This window comes from Streptomyces sp. CBMA291 (genome assembly GCF_014596525.1).
Taxonomy (GTDB): domain Bacteria; phylum Actinomycetota; class Actinomycetes; order Streptomycetales; family Streptomycetaceae; genus Streptomyces.
Genome location: NZ_MSJP01000083.1, coordinates 115,288 through 129,725, shown reverse-complemented (window position 1 = coordinate 129,725; position 14,438 = coordinate 115,288). Strand labels below are relative to the sequence as shown.

The following is a 14,438-nucleotide window of genomic DNA, read 5'->3' as shown; positions in this document are numbered from 1 at the left end:
AACGCACCACATCGCATCGTCGCGCAACTCCGCCGGGTCACCCCGGCGTTTTCAGGAGGACATGCCATGTACCGTCGCACCGTCGCCGCACTCGCCACCGTGGCAGCCGCCGGAGCCGTCGCTCTCGGCACCACCGCCACCGCCGAGGCTGCGGGCCCCGGATTCTTCGCCCGCAGCCACCACTCCTCGTACGCCGAGTGCCAGGCCGCAGGAGTAGCGGGTGCCCCGCTCTGGGGCCAGATCTTCTTCTGCGAGCCGTTCAGCCCCTCCCGCCCGGACGTCTACGTCCTCTGGGTCCGCATCTGATCCCGCTCACGTGAAAGACGCCCGCCCCGGGAGATCCCCAGGGGCGGGCGTCGCTCGTGAGGGACCGGGCTCAACCGGTCGCCGCCGCGAGCAGATTGGCCCCGATCATCAGCACCACCCCGAGCCGGTGCACCGCGAATCCGGTGCGCCGCGCCCGCATGATGTCCCCGGCGCGGAAGCCGAGCAGATACTGCCGCAGCCGCAGCAGCGACGCGGGCAGCATCACCAGGACGAACCACCAGGGGGCCACGCCCACCGCGCTCGCCCCCGCGATCGTCAGGAACTCGGCGAGCGAAAGAGCACCGATGAAGCGGGCGTTGCCGCGCTCCGAGACCAGCGCGGCGACGGTCGGACGGCCCACCGAACGGTCGCCCTCCACGTCGTTGGTGTTGGAGTACACCCCGAACATCAGCGGCCCGAACCCGAAGAGCACCGCCTGCACCAGCAGGAACCCGGTGGCCCGCCCGGTCGTCATCCCGTACGGCAGGATCACCAGGGCGAAGCCGAGGGCGACCAGATAGACCTCCTGGAAGCCGTGGTAGCTGAGCTTGACGCCGTACGAGTACTGGAGCGTCACCACCCACAGCACGACGAGACCGATCCCGGTCCACGCCGGGCGGTGCGGGGCGAGGACCGCGGTCACCCCGAAGAGCAGCACCGCGAGGACCGCGCTGCCCCAGGCGAACCGCAGCGCCTCGGGCACCGTGAGCGCCCCCGCGACCAGCGGCTTGCGCCGTACGTTGCGCAGCGGGTGGTCGGGGCCGTAGTTGGTGATGTCGCTGCCGTCGCGGAAGCCCGTGACGTCGTCGAAGGCGGTCATCGCCATCAGCAGGAAGACCTGCCCGACGAGGAAGACGCCGAAGAGCGCGGCGGTCCGCCCGGTGAGCGTGCCGAGCGGCAGCAGGACGGCGGACAGGGCGATGAAGGTGCCCAGGTAGTAGTCGTAGACGTCCAGCTTGCCCAGGCGCGCGTAGGTGGCGAGCCTGCCCTCGGCGGGCGGCGGGGGCGCGGGCCGTTCGGCGGGGGCGCTGGTCGTCGTGAGCGTGGAGTCGGTCATGTCGCCTCGGGACTCGGGATGCTGTCGGGGGTGGGGGTACGGAGGGGGCGGCGGCCCTGCACGGAGTAGAGGACGCCCGTCGCGGCGGCGAACTCCGGATCGCGCATCACCGCGCCGAGCCGGTCGAGTTCGGCGGGGGTGAAGCCGGAGTCCAGGAGCCGGGGCGCGAGATGGGCCAGATGGTGCAGTTGCAGCCCGAGCGCGGGCGTCCCGGCGGCGCGCACCAGGACGTGGGGCCGGACGCTCAGCCCGGTGAGCCCCGCCGCGCGCAGCGCCTCCGGCACCTTCCGGCCCCAGGTGGGGTCGCCGCCGCCCGCGCGCATGAGCGCCGTCTTGGCCGTGGTGAACCGCTCGTACAGCCGCGCGTCCTCGGGGGAGGGCGCGAGGAGGCAGGGTTCGTGTCCGGCGTCGAACTCGTCGATCTGGAGGAGCCCGCCGGGCACCAGCGCCTCGGCGAGCCGGGCCAGGACCGCCTGCCGCTCGGGCAGGTGCTGGAGGACGAGCCGGGCCACGACGATGTCGTACGGGCCTCCGGGCAGCGGGTCGGCGACGACGTCGTGGGCGAGGACGGTCAGGCCCGGCTCCGGGGCGATCCGGCCCGGCTTGAGGTCGGTGGCGGTGACCGTGCCGCCGGGGGAGACCAGCCGGAGCAGGGCCCGCGAGACGCTGCCCGCACCGGCCCCGATCTCCAGACAGCGCATTCCGGGGGCCGTGCCCGCCGCCCGGAGGTGCCCGAGGGTCAGCGGGTCGAGCGCCCCTTCGAGGGAGGCGTGGTGGCGGGCACTGTGCGGACTGTCGTTGTCGAAGGCGTAGCCGCGCGGGGCGGGAGCGGGAGCGGGAGCGGGAGTGGGAGTGGCGGGGTGCGGCGCGGGCTGGCTTCCGGCCATGGCCGACGTCGTGCCCGGAGCCGTGTCCGATGTCGTGCCCGGAGCCGTATCCGATGTCGCGCCCGCCGCCGTGCCCGGAGCCGTATCCGATGTCCTGCCCGGAGCCGTGTCCGGCCTCAGGCCCCGCGTCCTCTCCGCCCTCATGTCCAGCGGCCGGTGCCGCAGGTCTCCGTGCTGCCCGTCAGCCGCTCCAGGAGGGCGGCGCGCCGGACCTTGCCCGTGCCGGTGCGGGGGACCTCGTCCCAGCCGACCACGACGGGTTCGGCCAGTCCGGGGACGTCCCGCGCGGCCCGTTTCCAGCTCGCCGGTTCGAGGGTGCCGTCCTCGGTGACGACCACCGGCAGCGGGTCGGCGCCGGTGCGGGCGAGGACGACGCACTCCAGGGCTTCGGGCAGCCGGTCCTCCAGGATGTCCTCGGCCCGCAGGCAGCTGAACCCGGGCAGATGGTCGACCTCCCGGTCCAGGAGGCGGACGCTGCCGTCGCGGCCGATGGCCGCGATGTCCCCGGTGTTCCACCAGGAGCCGTGCCGCTTGGCCGTCCAGCGCCCCGACTCGCCCACGTAGTCGGGGGCGAGCGCCCGGGTGCGGCAGAGGATCAGACCGGGGGTCCCGGCGGGCACCGGCCGGAAGGTCTCGGGGTCGACGGCCTTCAGACGGGTCTTCAGGGGGATGGGCCGGCCCAGGTCGCGGACGGTCGTCGCGGCGCCGCCCGGGGGCCGGGCGACGGAGCGCCGGGTGTGGAAGGCGAAGGTCAGGGGCCCGGTCTCGCTCTGCCCCCAGCCCTGCATCCACATCGGGCGGCGCCGGGCGCTGGCCTGGAGGTAGGAGCGGATGACCGGGGGGTGCACGGCGTCGTAGGTGCTGATGTAGGTCCGTACGTCCCGGAAGGGGTTGTCCAGGCGCCGGGTCAGCGGGCGCAGCCGTACGTAGTGGGAGGGCAGCGCCTCCACGACGGTGGGCGGGTGGGCGCGCAGCAGCAGGTCGGCGGTCTCGGGCCGGGCGCCGGAGGAGAGCGTGATGTGGCGGGGCGCGCGGACGGGGGCGACGGCGGTCCAGCAGATGGTGCGGCCGTGGGCGTAGGAGCTGGCGTTGAAGAGGCTGTCGTCGCGGCGCAGACCGATGCGGGGCATCGGCAGGGTCTCGAACCGGGCCAGGTGGTGGACGAGGGTGCGGGTGGTGTGGGAGACGAGCTTGGGTACGCCGGTGGTGCCGCTGGTGTGGACGACGACCAGCGGGGCGTCCGTGTCGCGGGGGTGCGGTCCGGGGTCGGGCTGTCCGCTCAGTTCGTCGAGGCGGGTGACGCCGGGCGGGAGGTCGCCGGGGGGTCCGACGACGAGGGTGGTGCGGGCGGCCGAGGCGAGTCCGGCCGCCGGGTCGCGGCCGAGCACGTCGAGGTCGGTGACGAGGACGTGGGGGGCGCAGCGTTCCAGGAGGACGCGCAGGACGCCGGGCGCGAGGTGGTCGGAGAGCTTCACGGGGACGGCGCCGGTGCGGATGGCGGCGCAGGCGATGAGGTCGTAGTCCCAGTGGTTGGCCTTGACGATGGCGACGCGGCGGCCGGGTCCCGCTCCGGCGGTGGCGAGCGCCCCGGCGGTCTCCCGGACGAGCCGGGCGAGTTCCGGTACGGTCCACTCGCCCGCCCCGGGCCCGCCGGGCGTCGGCGCCAGGTCGAAGGGGCGGTCCAGGTGGTAGCGGGTGGCGGTCCCGGCGTCGGCGAGTTCGTCGAAGAGGACGCCCAGGTCGTGGGGGATCATGCGGCGGTCTCCTGCGGGAGGGACGGGAGGGCGGGGCCCTGGTGCGGCCGGGTGGCGAGGTGGGTGAGGACGCGGGAGGCGGCGAGCGCCCCGGAGCGGGCGGCGCCCTCGCTTGAGGGCCGGGCGGCGACCCAGTCCCCGGCGTACTCGACGGAGCCGGTCGGGCGGCGCAGGAACGCGGCGCGCAGGGCGAGGGCGCGGGGGGTGATCTCGGGCATGCCGTGCGGCCAGTGGTGCACATGGGTGGCGGTGAGGGCGGCGCCGAGCCCGGGTACGTACCGTTCGGCGGCGGCGGTGAGCAGCCGGGCGGCCTCGTCCTCGCCCGCCTCGGCGAGTTCGGGGATGCGGTGCGGGGCGGCGAGCAGGCTGATCAGACCGCGTCCCCGGGGGGCCCGGTCGGGGCACTTGAGGTGGTCGGCGATGACACAGGAGAGCAGGGCTTCCTCGCCGGCGGGGGTGAGGAGCGCGTAGGCGCCGCCGCGCGGGGCGAGCGGCCGGTCGAGGGCGCAGCTGACCTTGTACATGGGCCGGTACGTGGAGGCGGCGGGGTAGCCGGTGGCATCGGGGTCGGCGCCGCCGGTGAGCCGGAGCGCGACGGGGGCGGGGACGGCGAGGACGACCGTGCGGGCGGTGAGGGCGGCGCCGTCGACGGTGAGCCGGGCGTGCCCGCCGAGGTCGGCGACCTCCTCGACGTGGTGGCCGTAACGGGTGTCGAGTCCGGTGGCGAGACGGCGGGCGAGCAGGTCCATGCCGCCCCGGTAGGTGCGCCAGGCGGAGACGGGTCCTACGGCGAGGAGCAGTCCGACCAGGGGGGCGGCCGCGCTGCGTTCGGCGTCCCAGCCGAAGAAGGCGGAGGCCAGCGGCTGGAGCAGCTGGTCGTGGAGGCCGGGGTGGTAGCGGCGGGCGGTGTCGGCGACGGTGTCGGCGCCGAGCGGGGTGTCCTCGGGGTGGTCGTGGTCGAGGGCGGCGCGGTGGCGTCCGCTCCAGCCGAGGAACCGGGCGAGCGAGGGCCGGGCGGCGGGCACGAGTCCGGCGCCGGTGAGGACGGCGCGGGGTTCGCCGACGCCGTTGTGGGGCCGCCCGTCGCGCCAGACGGCCATGGGCCGGCCGATCCGGGGGACGTCCTCGGGGGCGAGTCCGGCCCGGCGGATCAGCTGCCAGGTGGCGCGGTAGCCCTGGGCGGAGATCTGCTCGGCCCCGGTGTCGACGACGTAGCCGTCGTGGCGCAGGCTGCGCATCCGGCCGCCGGGGGCGTCGGCGGTTTCGAAGACGCGTACCTCGTGGCCGTTGCGGCGCAGTTCGTGGGCGGCGGCGAGTCCGGCGAGTCCGGAGCCGACGACGGCGATGTCGAGATCAGGGGTCATACGAGGGCACTCCGGGCGGGACGGGGACGACGGCGGCTTGGGGGTCCGGGGACGGCGGGGGTCCGTGCGGGGGTCTGTGCGGGCGGGGATGCGCGCGGCTCGTCGGGTGACGGCGGGCCGCGGTCATCGGCGTACGTACGGGGTGGGGCCACGCTCGGCGGTGGACGCACGGGGGAGGGACACGCTCATCGGCGGACGCGCAGGGCGTGGCTGCGGACGGCGTCGGCGACGTGCTCGACCTGGGCGTCGGTGAGCCGGTGGTGGACGGGCAGGGACAGATGCCGGCGGGCGGCCTCCCTGGCGTGCGGCCAGTCGGGGCCGGAACCGGCGGCGATGGGCGCGAAGGCGGCCTGGTCGGGCAGGGTCTTCGGGTAGTAGACGTGGGTGTCGACGCCCTCGGCGGACAGCTGGTCGCGCAGGGCGTCCCGGTCGTCGGCGAGCAGGGTGTAGACGTAGTAGCAGCGTCCGTCGGTGCCCGGGGGCGGGGTGGTGATGCCGGGCAGGTCGGCGAGGCGTTCGGTGTAGTGGGCGGCGATCCGGGCCCTGCGGTCGAGCCGGGCGGCGAGTCCGGAGAGCCGGTGCAGCTGGAAGGCGGCCTGGATCTCGTCGAAGCGGCTGTTGACGCCGATGGTGTGGTGCAGCCCGCGCCGGACGCCGTCCTGGCCGTGGTTGCGGAGCATCCGGACGCGTCGGCCGGTCTCGGCGTCCCGGGTGACGACGGCGCCGCCCTCGCCGGGCATCCCGAAGGACTTGACCTGGACGAAGGAGTAGAGCCCGGCGTCTCCCCAGAGCCCGGCGGGCGTGCCGTCGAGGACGGCGCCCTGGGCGACGGCGGAGTCCTCGACGAGCCGCAGCCCCTCGGTGGCGGCGAGGGTGGTGAAGCGGGGCATGTCCGCCATGACGGAGAACATGTGGGCGGGCAGCAGGGCCCGGGTCCTGGGGGTGATCCGGGCCTGTGCGTCGGCCGGGTCGAGGGTGAGCGTCCGGGGGTCGATGTCGCCGAAGACCGGGACGGCCCCGGTGTGCAGGACGGCGGCGGCGAGCGGGGCGCACCCGAAGGCGGGGACCACGACCTCGTCGCCGGGGCCGATGCCGAGGGCGGTGAGGACGAGGTGGAGGGCGGAGGTGCCGCTGGAGCAGGTGACGACGTCGGTGGCGCCGAGCCGGTCGCGCAGGGCGTCCTCGAAGCGGCGGGTGTGGTCGCCGAGGATGAACTTCTGGTCGGCTCCGGTGCCGGTCTCGTAGAGGATCCGCAGCAGGGTCTCGCGGTCCTCGTGGAAGAGGTCGGGCGGGAAGAAGGGGACGCGCTCGCCGGAGCCGCCGGGGCCGGTGCCGGGCCCGGCGGCCCGGTCGCTCGTGGTGGTCATGCGGGCACCCTCCCGGTGTGGAAGGCGTGGATGGCCGCGCAGACGCGGTCCACCTCGGCCTCGGTGAGATCGGCGTAGAGCGGCAGGGCGAGCGCGCGGCGGGAGGCGGCCTCGGCGACGGGGAAGTCGCCCGGCCGGTGGCCGAGTTCGCCGAAGCAGGGCTGGAGGTGCAGGGGCCGGGGGTAGTACGTCTCGGTTCCGATGCCTTCCTTCTGGAGGTGGGCGGCGAGTTCGTCGCGGCGCTCGGTCTCGATCAGATAGACGTAGAAGACCTCGTCGGGGGCGCCGGTGATCCGGGGCAGCCGGGTGATGCCGGGGGAGTCCCGCAGTCCTTCGTCGTAGCGGCGGGCGAGGACGGCCCGGTGGCGGATGTCCTCGTCGAGGACGGCCAGTTTGGCGAGCAGGACGGCGGCTTGGAGGTCGTCCATCTTGCTGTTGTGGCCGACGTACACCGTCTCGTTGGAGATGCCGGGGAAGTGGGCGAGGGTGCGCCCGGTCCGTCCGTGGTGCCGCAGCGCGGCGACGTGGTCGGCGAGGTCCGGGTCGTCGGTGAGGACGGCCCCGGCGTCGCCGATCGCGCCGAGTGTCTTGCTGGGGAAGAAGGAGAGCACTCCGCCGCGTCCGTGGAGCCCGGCGTGGACGCCGTCCTGCCGCATGCCGATGCCCTCGGCGCTGTCCTCCAGGAGGGTGATGCTCCGGTCGGCGGCGAAGGCGGCGAGCGAGGCCATGTCGGCCATCCGGGAGAAGAGGTGCACCGGCAGCATGAACCGGGCGCCGTCCGCCGCCCCCTCGCCTATGCCCTCGGGGCACATGGCGTACGTGTCCGGGTCGACGTCGGTGAAGACGGGCCGCCCGCCGGCCAGGACGACGGAGCTGGCGGTGGCGACGAAGGAGTAGGCGGGGACCAGGACCCGGTCGCCGGGGCGCAGTCCGCAGGCCTTGAGGAGCAGGACCAGGGCGTCGGTCCCGCTGTTCACCCCGACCACGTGGCGGGCCCCGGTGTACTGGGCGAGGGCCTTTTCCAGCCGGCCGACCTGTCGGGAATGCGAGAATTTTCCGTCGGCGAAAATCTCGTCCACTCCGGTCCGGAGATCCGGCCAGATCTTTTCGAACGTCTTCGCCTGGGAGAAAAAGGGAATAGTGGTTGGTTTCACGGATGCAATTCTTCTCGGCCGGCGGCGAGCCGACGTCAACTGAGGCCGGGTGTACGGCCGGAGAGGGATGCAGGGCGGGGCGGGTGTGCCGCCCCGGCGAAACTGCCCGGCGAACGTAACAGCCGGGAGAAAGACGGAACGAGCCTTCGAAGGAAATTCATACTTTTCGGTGATGGTGCCTCTGTTTTCCTTGACCGGCATCGCGCGGGGCGGCGAGATTCTTCGCTGCGTCCCGCCCGCATCACTGAAATGGAACAACTGTATGAAACAGCCGCTGATCGTCGGACTGGGCCGCTCCGGGGCCGGACTGCACTTACCGGCCCTGCGCACCGCCCTCGCCCGGACCCCCGGACTCTGGCGCGGACCCGTCGTCGCCGTCGACCCCCGCCCCGGCGACCGGGCACCCGTACCGGACGGCGTCACCGTGGTCCCCACCCTCGGACAGGCCCGGGAACTCCTGCCTCCCGACCGTGCGGCCGTCCACGTCTGCACCCCGCCCACCACCCGGCTCGCCGTCCTCACCGAACTGCTCGACGCGGGCTACCGCGACCTCGTCGTGGAGAAACCCCTCGCCGTCGACCCCGCCGAACGCGAAGCCGTCACCGCCCTCCACGCCCGCCACGCACCCCGCCTGGCCGTCGTCGCCCACTGGCCCGCCTCCCGGCTCGCCGCCCGCCTGCGCGCCCTGATCCACTCCGGCGCCCTCGGGCGGCTGCGGCGCATCGACGTCATCCAGCACAAACCCCGCTTCACCCGCTCCCTGCGCCCCGACGACGGCCACCCCACCGCCTTCGACGTCGAACTGCCCCACTCCCTCGGCCTCGTCCTCTCCCTCGCGGGCCCCGCCGAGACCACCACCGCCCGCCTCACCGATCTGCGGATCGACGGCACCGTCCGCCCCGGTCTGGGCTCCGCGCACCTGGAACTGCTCCACGCGGGCGGGGTACGGACCCGCATCGACTCCGACCTCACCGCCCCCGTACGCGAACGCAAGGCCGTCCTCGTCTTCGAACACGGCACCGCCGTAGGGCACTTCGCCCCCAGCGACGCCGACGACCACGTCCAGCTCGACATCGAAGGACGGCGCGAGGTCTTCCGCGACGACGCGCTGAGCGCCTTCCTCCACCACGCCTACACCCGCTTCGCGACCGTCCCCGCCGAAGACCCCTCCTGGGCCGCCGACTTCGCCCTCCACGCCGACGTGGTCCGCCTCCTCGACGAGGCCAGAAGCCGCTGCGCGCCCGAACGTTCGACGGACGAACCGCCGAGGACCGACACCCGGCGAACGGCGACCGGAGGCACGCTGTGAAACACCCCGCGCCGCACCCCGCGAGGCCCGATACGACATCCGCCGCGACGGCCGGCGTGACATCCGCCGCGCCGCCCACCGTCGACCTGACCGGCCGGATCACCGGCATCGGCGACGAAGCCGCCCCCGGCCTCGCCGGACAGATCGCCGTCGCCCGCGAACTCGGCTGGAACGCGCTGGAGTTGCGTACGATCGACGGCACCGCCCTGGCCGACCTGACCGGACCGGCCGTACGGGAAGCCGCCGACCGACTGCACGCCGCCGGTCTCGGCGTGGTCTGCCTCGCCTCCCGCATCGGCAACTGGGCCCGCCCCGTCACCGGCCCCTTCTCCGCCGACCTGGAGGAACTGGAACGGCTCGCCGAACACGGCAGGACCCTCGGCTGCCGCAGCCTGCGCGTCATGTCCTGGACCGACGGCGGACTCCCCGAGGACCAGTGGGCCACCCTTGCCATCGACCGCATGCGCCGCCTCGCCCGCCGCGCGGAACGCCTCGGCGTCGAACTCCTCCACGAGAACTGCACCGGCTGGGCGGGCAGCGACGCCACCCGCACCCTCCGGATGCTCGCCGAGGTCGAAAGCCCCGCCCTGCGCGTCCTGTTCGACACCGGAAACGGCGTGCCGTACGGATACGACGGCCACGCACTCCTCGAACGCCTCCTCCCGTACGTCGCCCACGTCCACGTCAAGGACGCCCTCCCCGGCGAACGCCCCGGCGAAGCCGTCTACACCCTGCCCGGCGACGGAACCGCCCGCGTCGCCGAGTGCGTACGCCTCCTCGAAGACCACGGCTACCGGGGCGCCTACTCCCTCGAACCCCACCTCGCGGTCGTCCCGCACGAGGGCCGCCGAGACGAGGACACCGCCCCCGCCACCCCCTTCGCCCAAGCCGCCCGCCGCCTGGCCACCCTCCCGGTACCACCCGCCCCCCACCCCTTGCCTCCCACCTCCCAGCCCGCATCTCCCACCCCGACACCCGCCGCCCACCGGGCCCCCGCCCCCATCCCTGCCCCCGTCCCCGTGGACGTAGGGCTGCTGCTGCACCTGCTCCACACCCCCACCGCGGGCCCCCTCGAAACCGGCCCCGGCGCGCCGCACCTGCTCACCGCCGCCCTCCGCTCCTACGCGACGGCCGCCGCCCGGATCGGCTTCGAGACGGTCTCCCTGCGCGCCCCCGACCCCGCCGAGGTACTGCGCGACGACACCCCGCGGCCCGTCCGGCGCGCGGTCGCCGCCGACCCCGCCTTCCTGGCCTCCCAGCCCAGCCTGCTGCTCCGCCTCGGACCCGAACTCCCCAGGGAACGCACGGTGATGTTCAACGTGCACCTGGACACCGTCGCGGGCGGCGCACCCCCCACCTGCGACGGGACCCGCGTGTACGGCCGGGGCGCGGTGGACGCGAAGGGCCCGGCGGTGGCGCTGCTCGCGGGGATCGCCTCGGCCGCCGCGTTCTGCCCGGCGATCGGCCGGGACGTCACCGTCCTCGTCCAGGCGGTGGCGGGCGAGGAGGGCGGGGCGCTCGGCACCTTCGGCACCCGGCCGCTCGTCACGGCGGGACACGTGGGACGGCTCAACGTCTTCTGCGAGCCGACCGGACTGCGCCATCTGCCCCGCGCGACCGCCGCCGCCACCGCCCGGATCACCGTCGAGGGCGAGGACGCCGTCGACGACCGGCCGGGCGCCGGACACAACGCCACCGTCCTGCTCGGCTTCCTCGCCCAGCACCTCGCCGCCACACTCGGCGCCGCCCCCGCCGAAGGCCCCGCACCGACCGTCTGCGTGGCCGGGCTGCACACCGGCACCCTGCACAACAAGGTCCACGGCACGGGCGCGCTGCTGCTCAACCTGCCGTACGCCACCGCCGAGGCGGGCGCCGCCGCCGAAGAGGCCCTCACCCGGGCCCTGGACGAGAGCGTACGCGAGTTCACCGCCCGCTTCTCCGGCCTCCCCCTCTTCGCGAGGACCGCCGCCGACGCGGCCCGGATCACCCGCCTGACCTGGGAGAAACGCGGCCTGCCCGTCCTCGGCCCCGGCCCCGCCTGGGGCGAGGCCCTGCTGGCACGGGCCGGCATCGAACGCCGGCCGGACACCGAACCGGGCTTCACCTGCGACGCGATCTGGCTCGCGGACACCCCGGACACCTACACCACCGTCCTCGGCCCCGGCTCCCTGGACACCAACCACGCCCACGCACCGGGCGAGTACGTGGACCTGGCCGACCTGGAGACCTTCGCGTCCCGCACGGCCGCACTGCTCACCGTCTTCGCGGAGGAGACGGGGAGCGCGCCGACGGACCGGCCGTCCCCGACGACGGAGAACACCCGACGCACGGAGGCCGCCCGCCCCCCTGCGACTCCCGAGAACACGGAGCCCCCGACACCCCCCGGCCCGACCCCGACGGCTCAGGCCACCCGACACCCGGCCCCGACCGCCGATACCACCCACGGGACGGCGGCCGACCCCCTGTCCTTGGCTGCCGAGGCCCTCCGGCCTCCGGCCGCAGCCGGCCCCACCCCCACCTCCACCCCCACCAAGAAAGCAGGACCCGCATGACGTCCACGCTGCCCGAAGGTGCCGCACCCCCGGCCCCCGGTCCGGCCTCCGGTGAGGAGTCGCCGGTCCTCGTCCGCTACGGGACGCTGCTCGACGAGACCGCCGCCTACCTCGCCAAACTCGGTCTTCCCGAGAGCAGGGCGCGGCTCGCCGCCGAGGCCCTCTGCTACGGCGATCTCACCGGCATGGACTCGCACGGCGTGTTCAACCTGGACCGGCTCTACCGTCCCCTCCTGGAATCCGGCCGCGCCGACCCCGCCGCCGAACCGCTCGTCCTGCGCGACCTGGGACCCTGCGTGGCCCTCGACCACCGGCGGGCCCTCGGGCTGTGGGCCGCCTCGGAGGCGATGGACCTCGCGGCCGACCGCGCGGCCCGCTGCGGCATCGGGCTCGTCTCGGTGCGCGGCGCCACCCACTTCGGCTGCGCGGGCGTCCACGCCCGGCGCGCGGCGGAGCGAGGCATGATCGGCCTGGTGGCCTCCAACTGCGGAGGCCAGCGCATCGCCCGCCCGCCGCTCGGCGCCGCCGCCCTGCTCGGCACCAACCCCCTGAGCGTGGCCGCCCCCGCGCTCCCCGGCCGCCCGTTCGTCCTCGACATGAGCACCACCGTCGTCCCCACCGGCCGGATCCGCACCGCCGCCCGCGACGGCCGGGAGGCCCCCGAGGGCTGGCTCACCGACGACGCCGGACACCCGGTACGGGACGCCGCCGCCTACGACCGGGGAGAGGCCTGGCTCGGCTGGCTCGGCGGCACCCCCGCGACCGGCGCCTTCAAGGGCTTCGGCCTGGGCCTCGCGGTGGAACTGCTGGCCGCCGTGCTGCCCGGCGCGGCCACCGGCCCCGTACCCGCGGCGCTCGAAGGCGACGGCAGGCCGGGCGGACGCGACGACGACATCGGCTTCCTCGTCCTGGCCATCGCCCCCGACACCCTGCGCGACGGCTTCGACGAGGACGCCCGGGAGATGTTCGGCACGATCCTGGACTGCCCCCCGCAGCCGGGCGGGGAGCCGGTCCGCTACCCCGGCCACCCGGAGGCTGAACGCGCCGAGACCCGCCGCACTTCGGGCGTCCCCCTCCCCACCGCCCTCCACGCCGAACTGACCGCCCTCGGCCTGAGGCTCCCCGCACTCGAAGCCGCGGGAGCCACCGGAGCCGCCGGGGCTGGGGGAGCCGCGGGAGCCGTCGGGGAGGCGGCCCGATGACCGAGGCCCCTCTCCGCCTGGGCATCGCCGGGCTCGGCGTCATCTCCCGCTTCTATCTGGCCGCCGCCGAACGCCTGCCCGCGTGGGAGGTCGCCGCCGTCTGCGACCTGCGGGAGGAGGCCCTCGCCCCGCACCGGGACCGGGGCGGGATCGGCTGCCACACCGACCACCGGGAGATGCTCGCCGCCGGGGCGCTGGACGCCCTGGTCGTGGCCGTGCCCAACCACGCCCACGCCGAGGTGTGCGCGGACGCGCTCCGCGCGGGCGTCCCGGTCTGCGTGGAGAAGCCGCTCGCCCTGGACCCGGCGGACGGACGACGGCTCGCCGCGCTCTCCCGGGAGCACGGCGTCCCGCTGTTCACCGCCTTCCACCGCCGCTCCAACGACCGGGTCCTCGACCTCCTCCACCGGCTGCCCCCGCCGGACTCGCCGGTCCGGGTGGAGTCCGTACGGGTGCGGTACCTGGAGCGGATCGAGGAGCACATCGGCGCGGACACCTGGTACCTGGACCCGGCCCGCTGCGGCGGCGGCTGCGTCGCCGACAACGGGCCCAACGCCTTCGACCTGGTCCGGCTGCTCCTCGGCGAGACCCCCTCGGAGGTCGTGGCGGCCCGGGTGACCCGGGACGCGGCGGGCATCGACCGGCAGGCCGTGATCGACCTCGCGGGACCGGGCGGCCGGGCGCGGGTCGAGCTGGACTGGTCGTATCCCGGCGAGGTCAAGGACGTCCTGGTCCGGCTCGACGACGGCACCGAACTCGCCGCCGACATGCTGGACGGCCGCCCCGGCTTCAAGGAGTCGCTGTGGCACGAGTACGAGGGCATCCTGGGCGACTTCGCCGCGCTGCGCGGCCTGCCCGACCCGGCCCGCGCCGTCGACGGCGGTCTGGCCGCCCTGGAACTCGTCGCCGCCGTCTACGCGACCGAGACCACCCCCGGCTTCCCCGCGCCCCGGGACCCGAGCCCCGTACCCGGCTTCCCCCAGCCCCGGGAGCCGCACCCCACCCCCCTTCCGGAGTCACGATGACCCTCTCGCCCGTCCTGCCCGCCGCCTCGCCGTCCCTGGACGCCGGACGGCACGAGAACGGGGCCAAGCGCGCGGTGCGCGGGACCCTGGTCAAGGTGCTGCTGCACGAGCGGACCGACCGGGGCATGACCCTGGAGCCGTTCGCGGCGCGCTGTGTGCGCGGGGGCGAGGTGCACGAACTGCTCACCACCGACGAGTGGTCCGATGTGCCGGGGGCCCGGGTGGACCGGGTCGGTTTCCTCGGCTTCGTGGAGCTGGAGCGGGGCGGTGTCGTCGACCGGGGGGACACCGTGCTGATCGGCGGGGAGCCGGTGGGCGCGGTGCTCGGCTTCGACGGCTGTCATCTGCCCAATCACTACAACATCGTGATCCACGCGCCCCGGCTGGTCACCGGCCGTTCCCTGGGCCTCGCGCCGGAGACCCCGGTGCTCTTCGCCCCGGCCGACGGTGCGCCGTGACCG

General features: G+C 74.9%; 12 protein-coding genes. 6 read left to right on the top strand and 6 right to left on the bottom strand.

Annotated elements, in window-relative coordinates; translation table 11 throughout:
- The first annotated feature begins 66 nt into the window (after positions 1-66).
- Positions 67-306, top strand: a complete 240-nt coding sequence (locus tag BU197_RS20220) for a hypothetical protein (protein WP_188269682.1) — start codon at positions 67-69, stop codon at positions 304-306.
- A gap of 70 nt (positions 307-376) precedes the next feature.
- Here BU197_RS20220 and BU197_RS20215 read toward each other — a convergent pair whose 3' ends face one another.
- The 6 genes from BU197_RS20215 to BU197_RS20190 all read right to left on the bottom strand — a co-directional run bounded on the left by BU197_RS20215 (position 377) and on the right by BU197_RS20190 (position 7,814).
- Entirely contained in the window at positions 377-1,363 is a 987-nt protein-coding gene (locus BU197_RS20215; RefSeq protein ID WP_188269681.1) for a UbiA family prenyltransferase, read from the bottom strand.
- Positions 1,360-2,250 (bottom strand): methyltransferase, encoded by an 891-nt coding sequence (locus tag BU197_RS20210; RefSeq protein ID WP_188269680.1) that lies wholly within the window; start codon positions 2,248-2,250, stop codon positions 1,360-1,362. Before BU197_RS20210 ends, BU197_RS20215 begins: the two co-directional genes overlap by 4 nt.
- A 140-nt stretch (positions 2,251-2,390) precedes the next feature.
- Positions 2,391-4,004: a class I adenylate-forming enzyme family protein gene (locus BU197_RS20205; RefSeq protein ID WP_188269679.1), complete on the bottom strand. Its 1,614-nt coding sequence runs from the start codon at positions 4,002-4,004 to the stop codon at positions 2,391-2,393.
- Complete coding sequence (locus tag BU197_RS20200; RefSeq protein ID WP_188269678.1) at positions 4,001-5,368, bottom strand: protoporphyrinogen/coproporphyrinogen oxidase; 1,368 nt, start codon at positions 5,366-5,368, stop codon at positions 4,001-4,003. Before BU197_RS20200 ends, BU197_RS20205 begins: the two co-directional genes overlap by 4 nt.
- Before the next feature lie 185 nt (positions 5,369-5,553).
- A complete protein-coding gene (locus BU197_RS20195) occupies positions 5,554-6,735 on the bottom strand; it encodes a DegT/DnrJ/EryC1/StrS family aminotransferase (RefSeq protein ID WP_188269677.1) in 1,182 nt (393 codons plus the stop codon).
- Entirely contained in the window at positions 6,732-7,814 is a 1,083-nt protein-coding gene (locus tag BU197_RS20190) for a DegT/DnrJ/EryC1/StrS family aminotransferase (protein WP_317452188.1), read from the bottom strand. Before BU197_RS20190 ends, BU197_RS20195 begins: the two co-directional genes overlap by 4 nt.
- Positions 7,815-8,151: 337 nt before the next feature.
- Here BU197_RS20190 and BU197_RS20185 point away from each other — a divergent pair, with 337 nt between their 5' ends.
- From BU197_RS20185 to BU197_RS20160, 5 genes are read left to right on the top strand one after another with little or no spacing between them, the layout of a single operon-like run.
- Positions 8,152-9,198 carry a Gfo/Idh/MocA family protein gene (locus BU197_RS20185; protein WP_188269675.1) on the top strand — a complete coding sequence of 349 codons (1,047 nt, stop codon included), beginning with the start codon at positions 8,152-8,154 and terminating at the stop codon, positions 9,196-9,198.
- A 56-nt stretch (positions 9,199-9,254) separates the two neighbouring features.
- Positions 9,255-11,750 carry a M20/M25/M40 family metallo-hydrolase gene (locus tag BU197_RS31360; protein ID WP_317452187.1) on the top strand — a complete coding sequence of 832 codons (2,496 nt, stop codon included), beginning with the start codon at positions 9,255-9,257 and terminating at the stop codon, positions 11,748-11,750.
- Positions 11,747-12,952 (top strand): Ldh family oxidoreductase, encoded by a 1,206-nt coding sequence (locus BU197_RS20170; protein ID WP_188269674.1) that lies wholly within the window; start codon positions 11,747-11,749, stop codon positions 12,950-12,952. Before BU197_RS31360 ends, BU197_RS20170 begins: the two co-directional genes overlap by 4 nt.
- Positions 12,949-13,977 (top strand): Gfo/Idh/MocA family protein, encoded by a 1,029-nt coding sequence (locus BU197_RS20165; protein WP_188269673.1) that lies wholly within the window; start codon positions 12,949-12,951, stop codon positions 13,975-13,977. The genes BU197_RS20170 and BU197_RS20165 overlap by 4 nt, the downstream gene beginning before the upstream one ends.
- Positions 13,974-14,435 carry a DUF6917 domain-containing protein gene (locus tag BU197_RS20160; RefSeq protein ID WP_188269672.1) on the top strand — a complete coding sequence of 154 codons (462 nt, stop codon included), beginning with the start codon at positions 13,974-13,976 and terminating at the stop codon, positions 14,433-14,435. Before BU197_RS20165 ends, BU197_RS20160 begins: the two co-directional genes overlap by 4 nt.
- Positions 14,436-14,438: the final 3 nt, after the last annotated feature.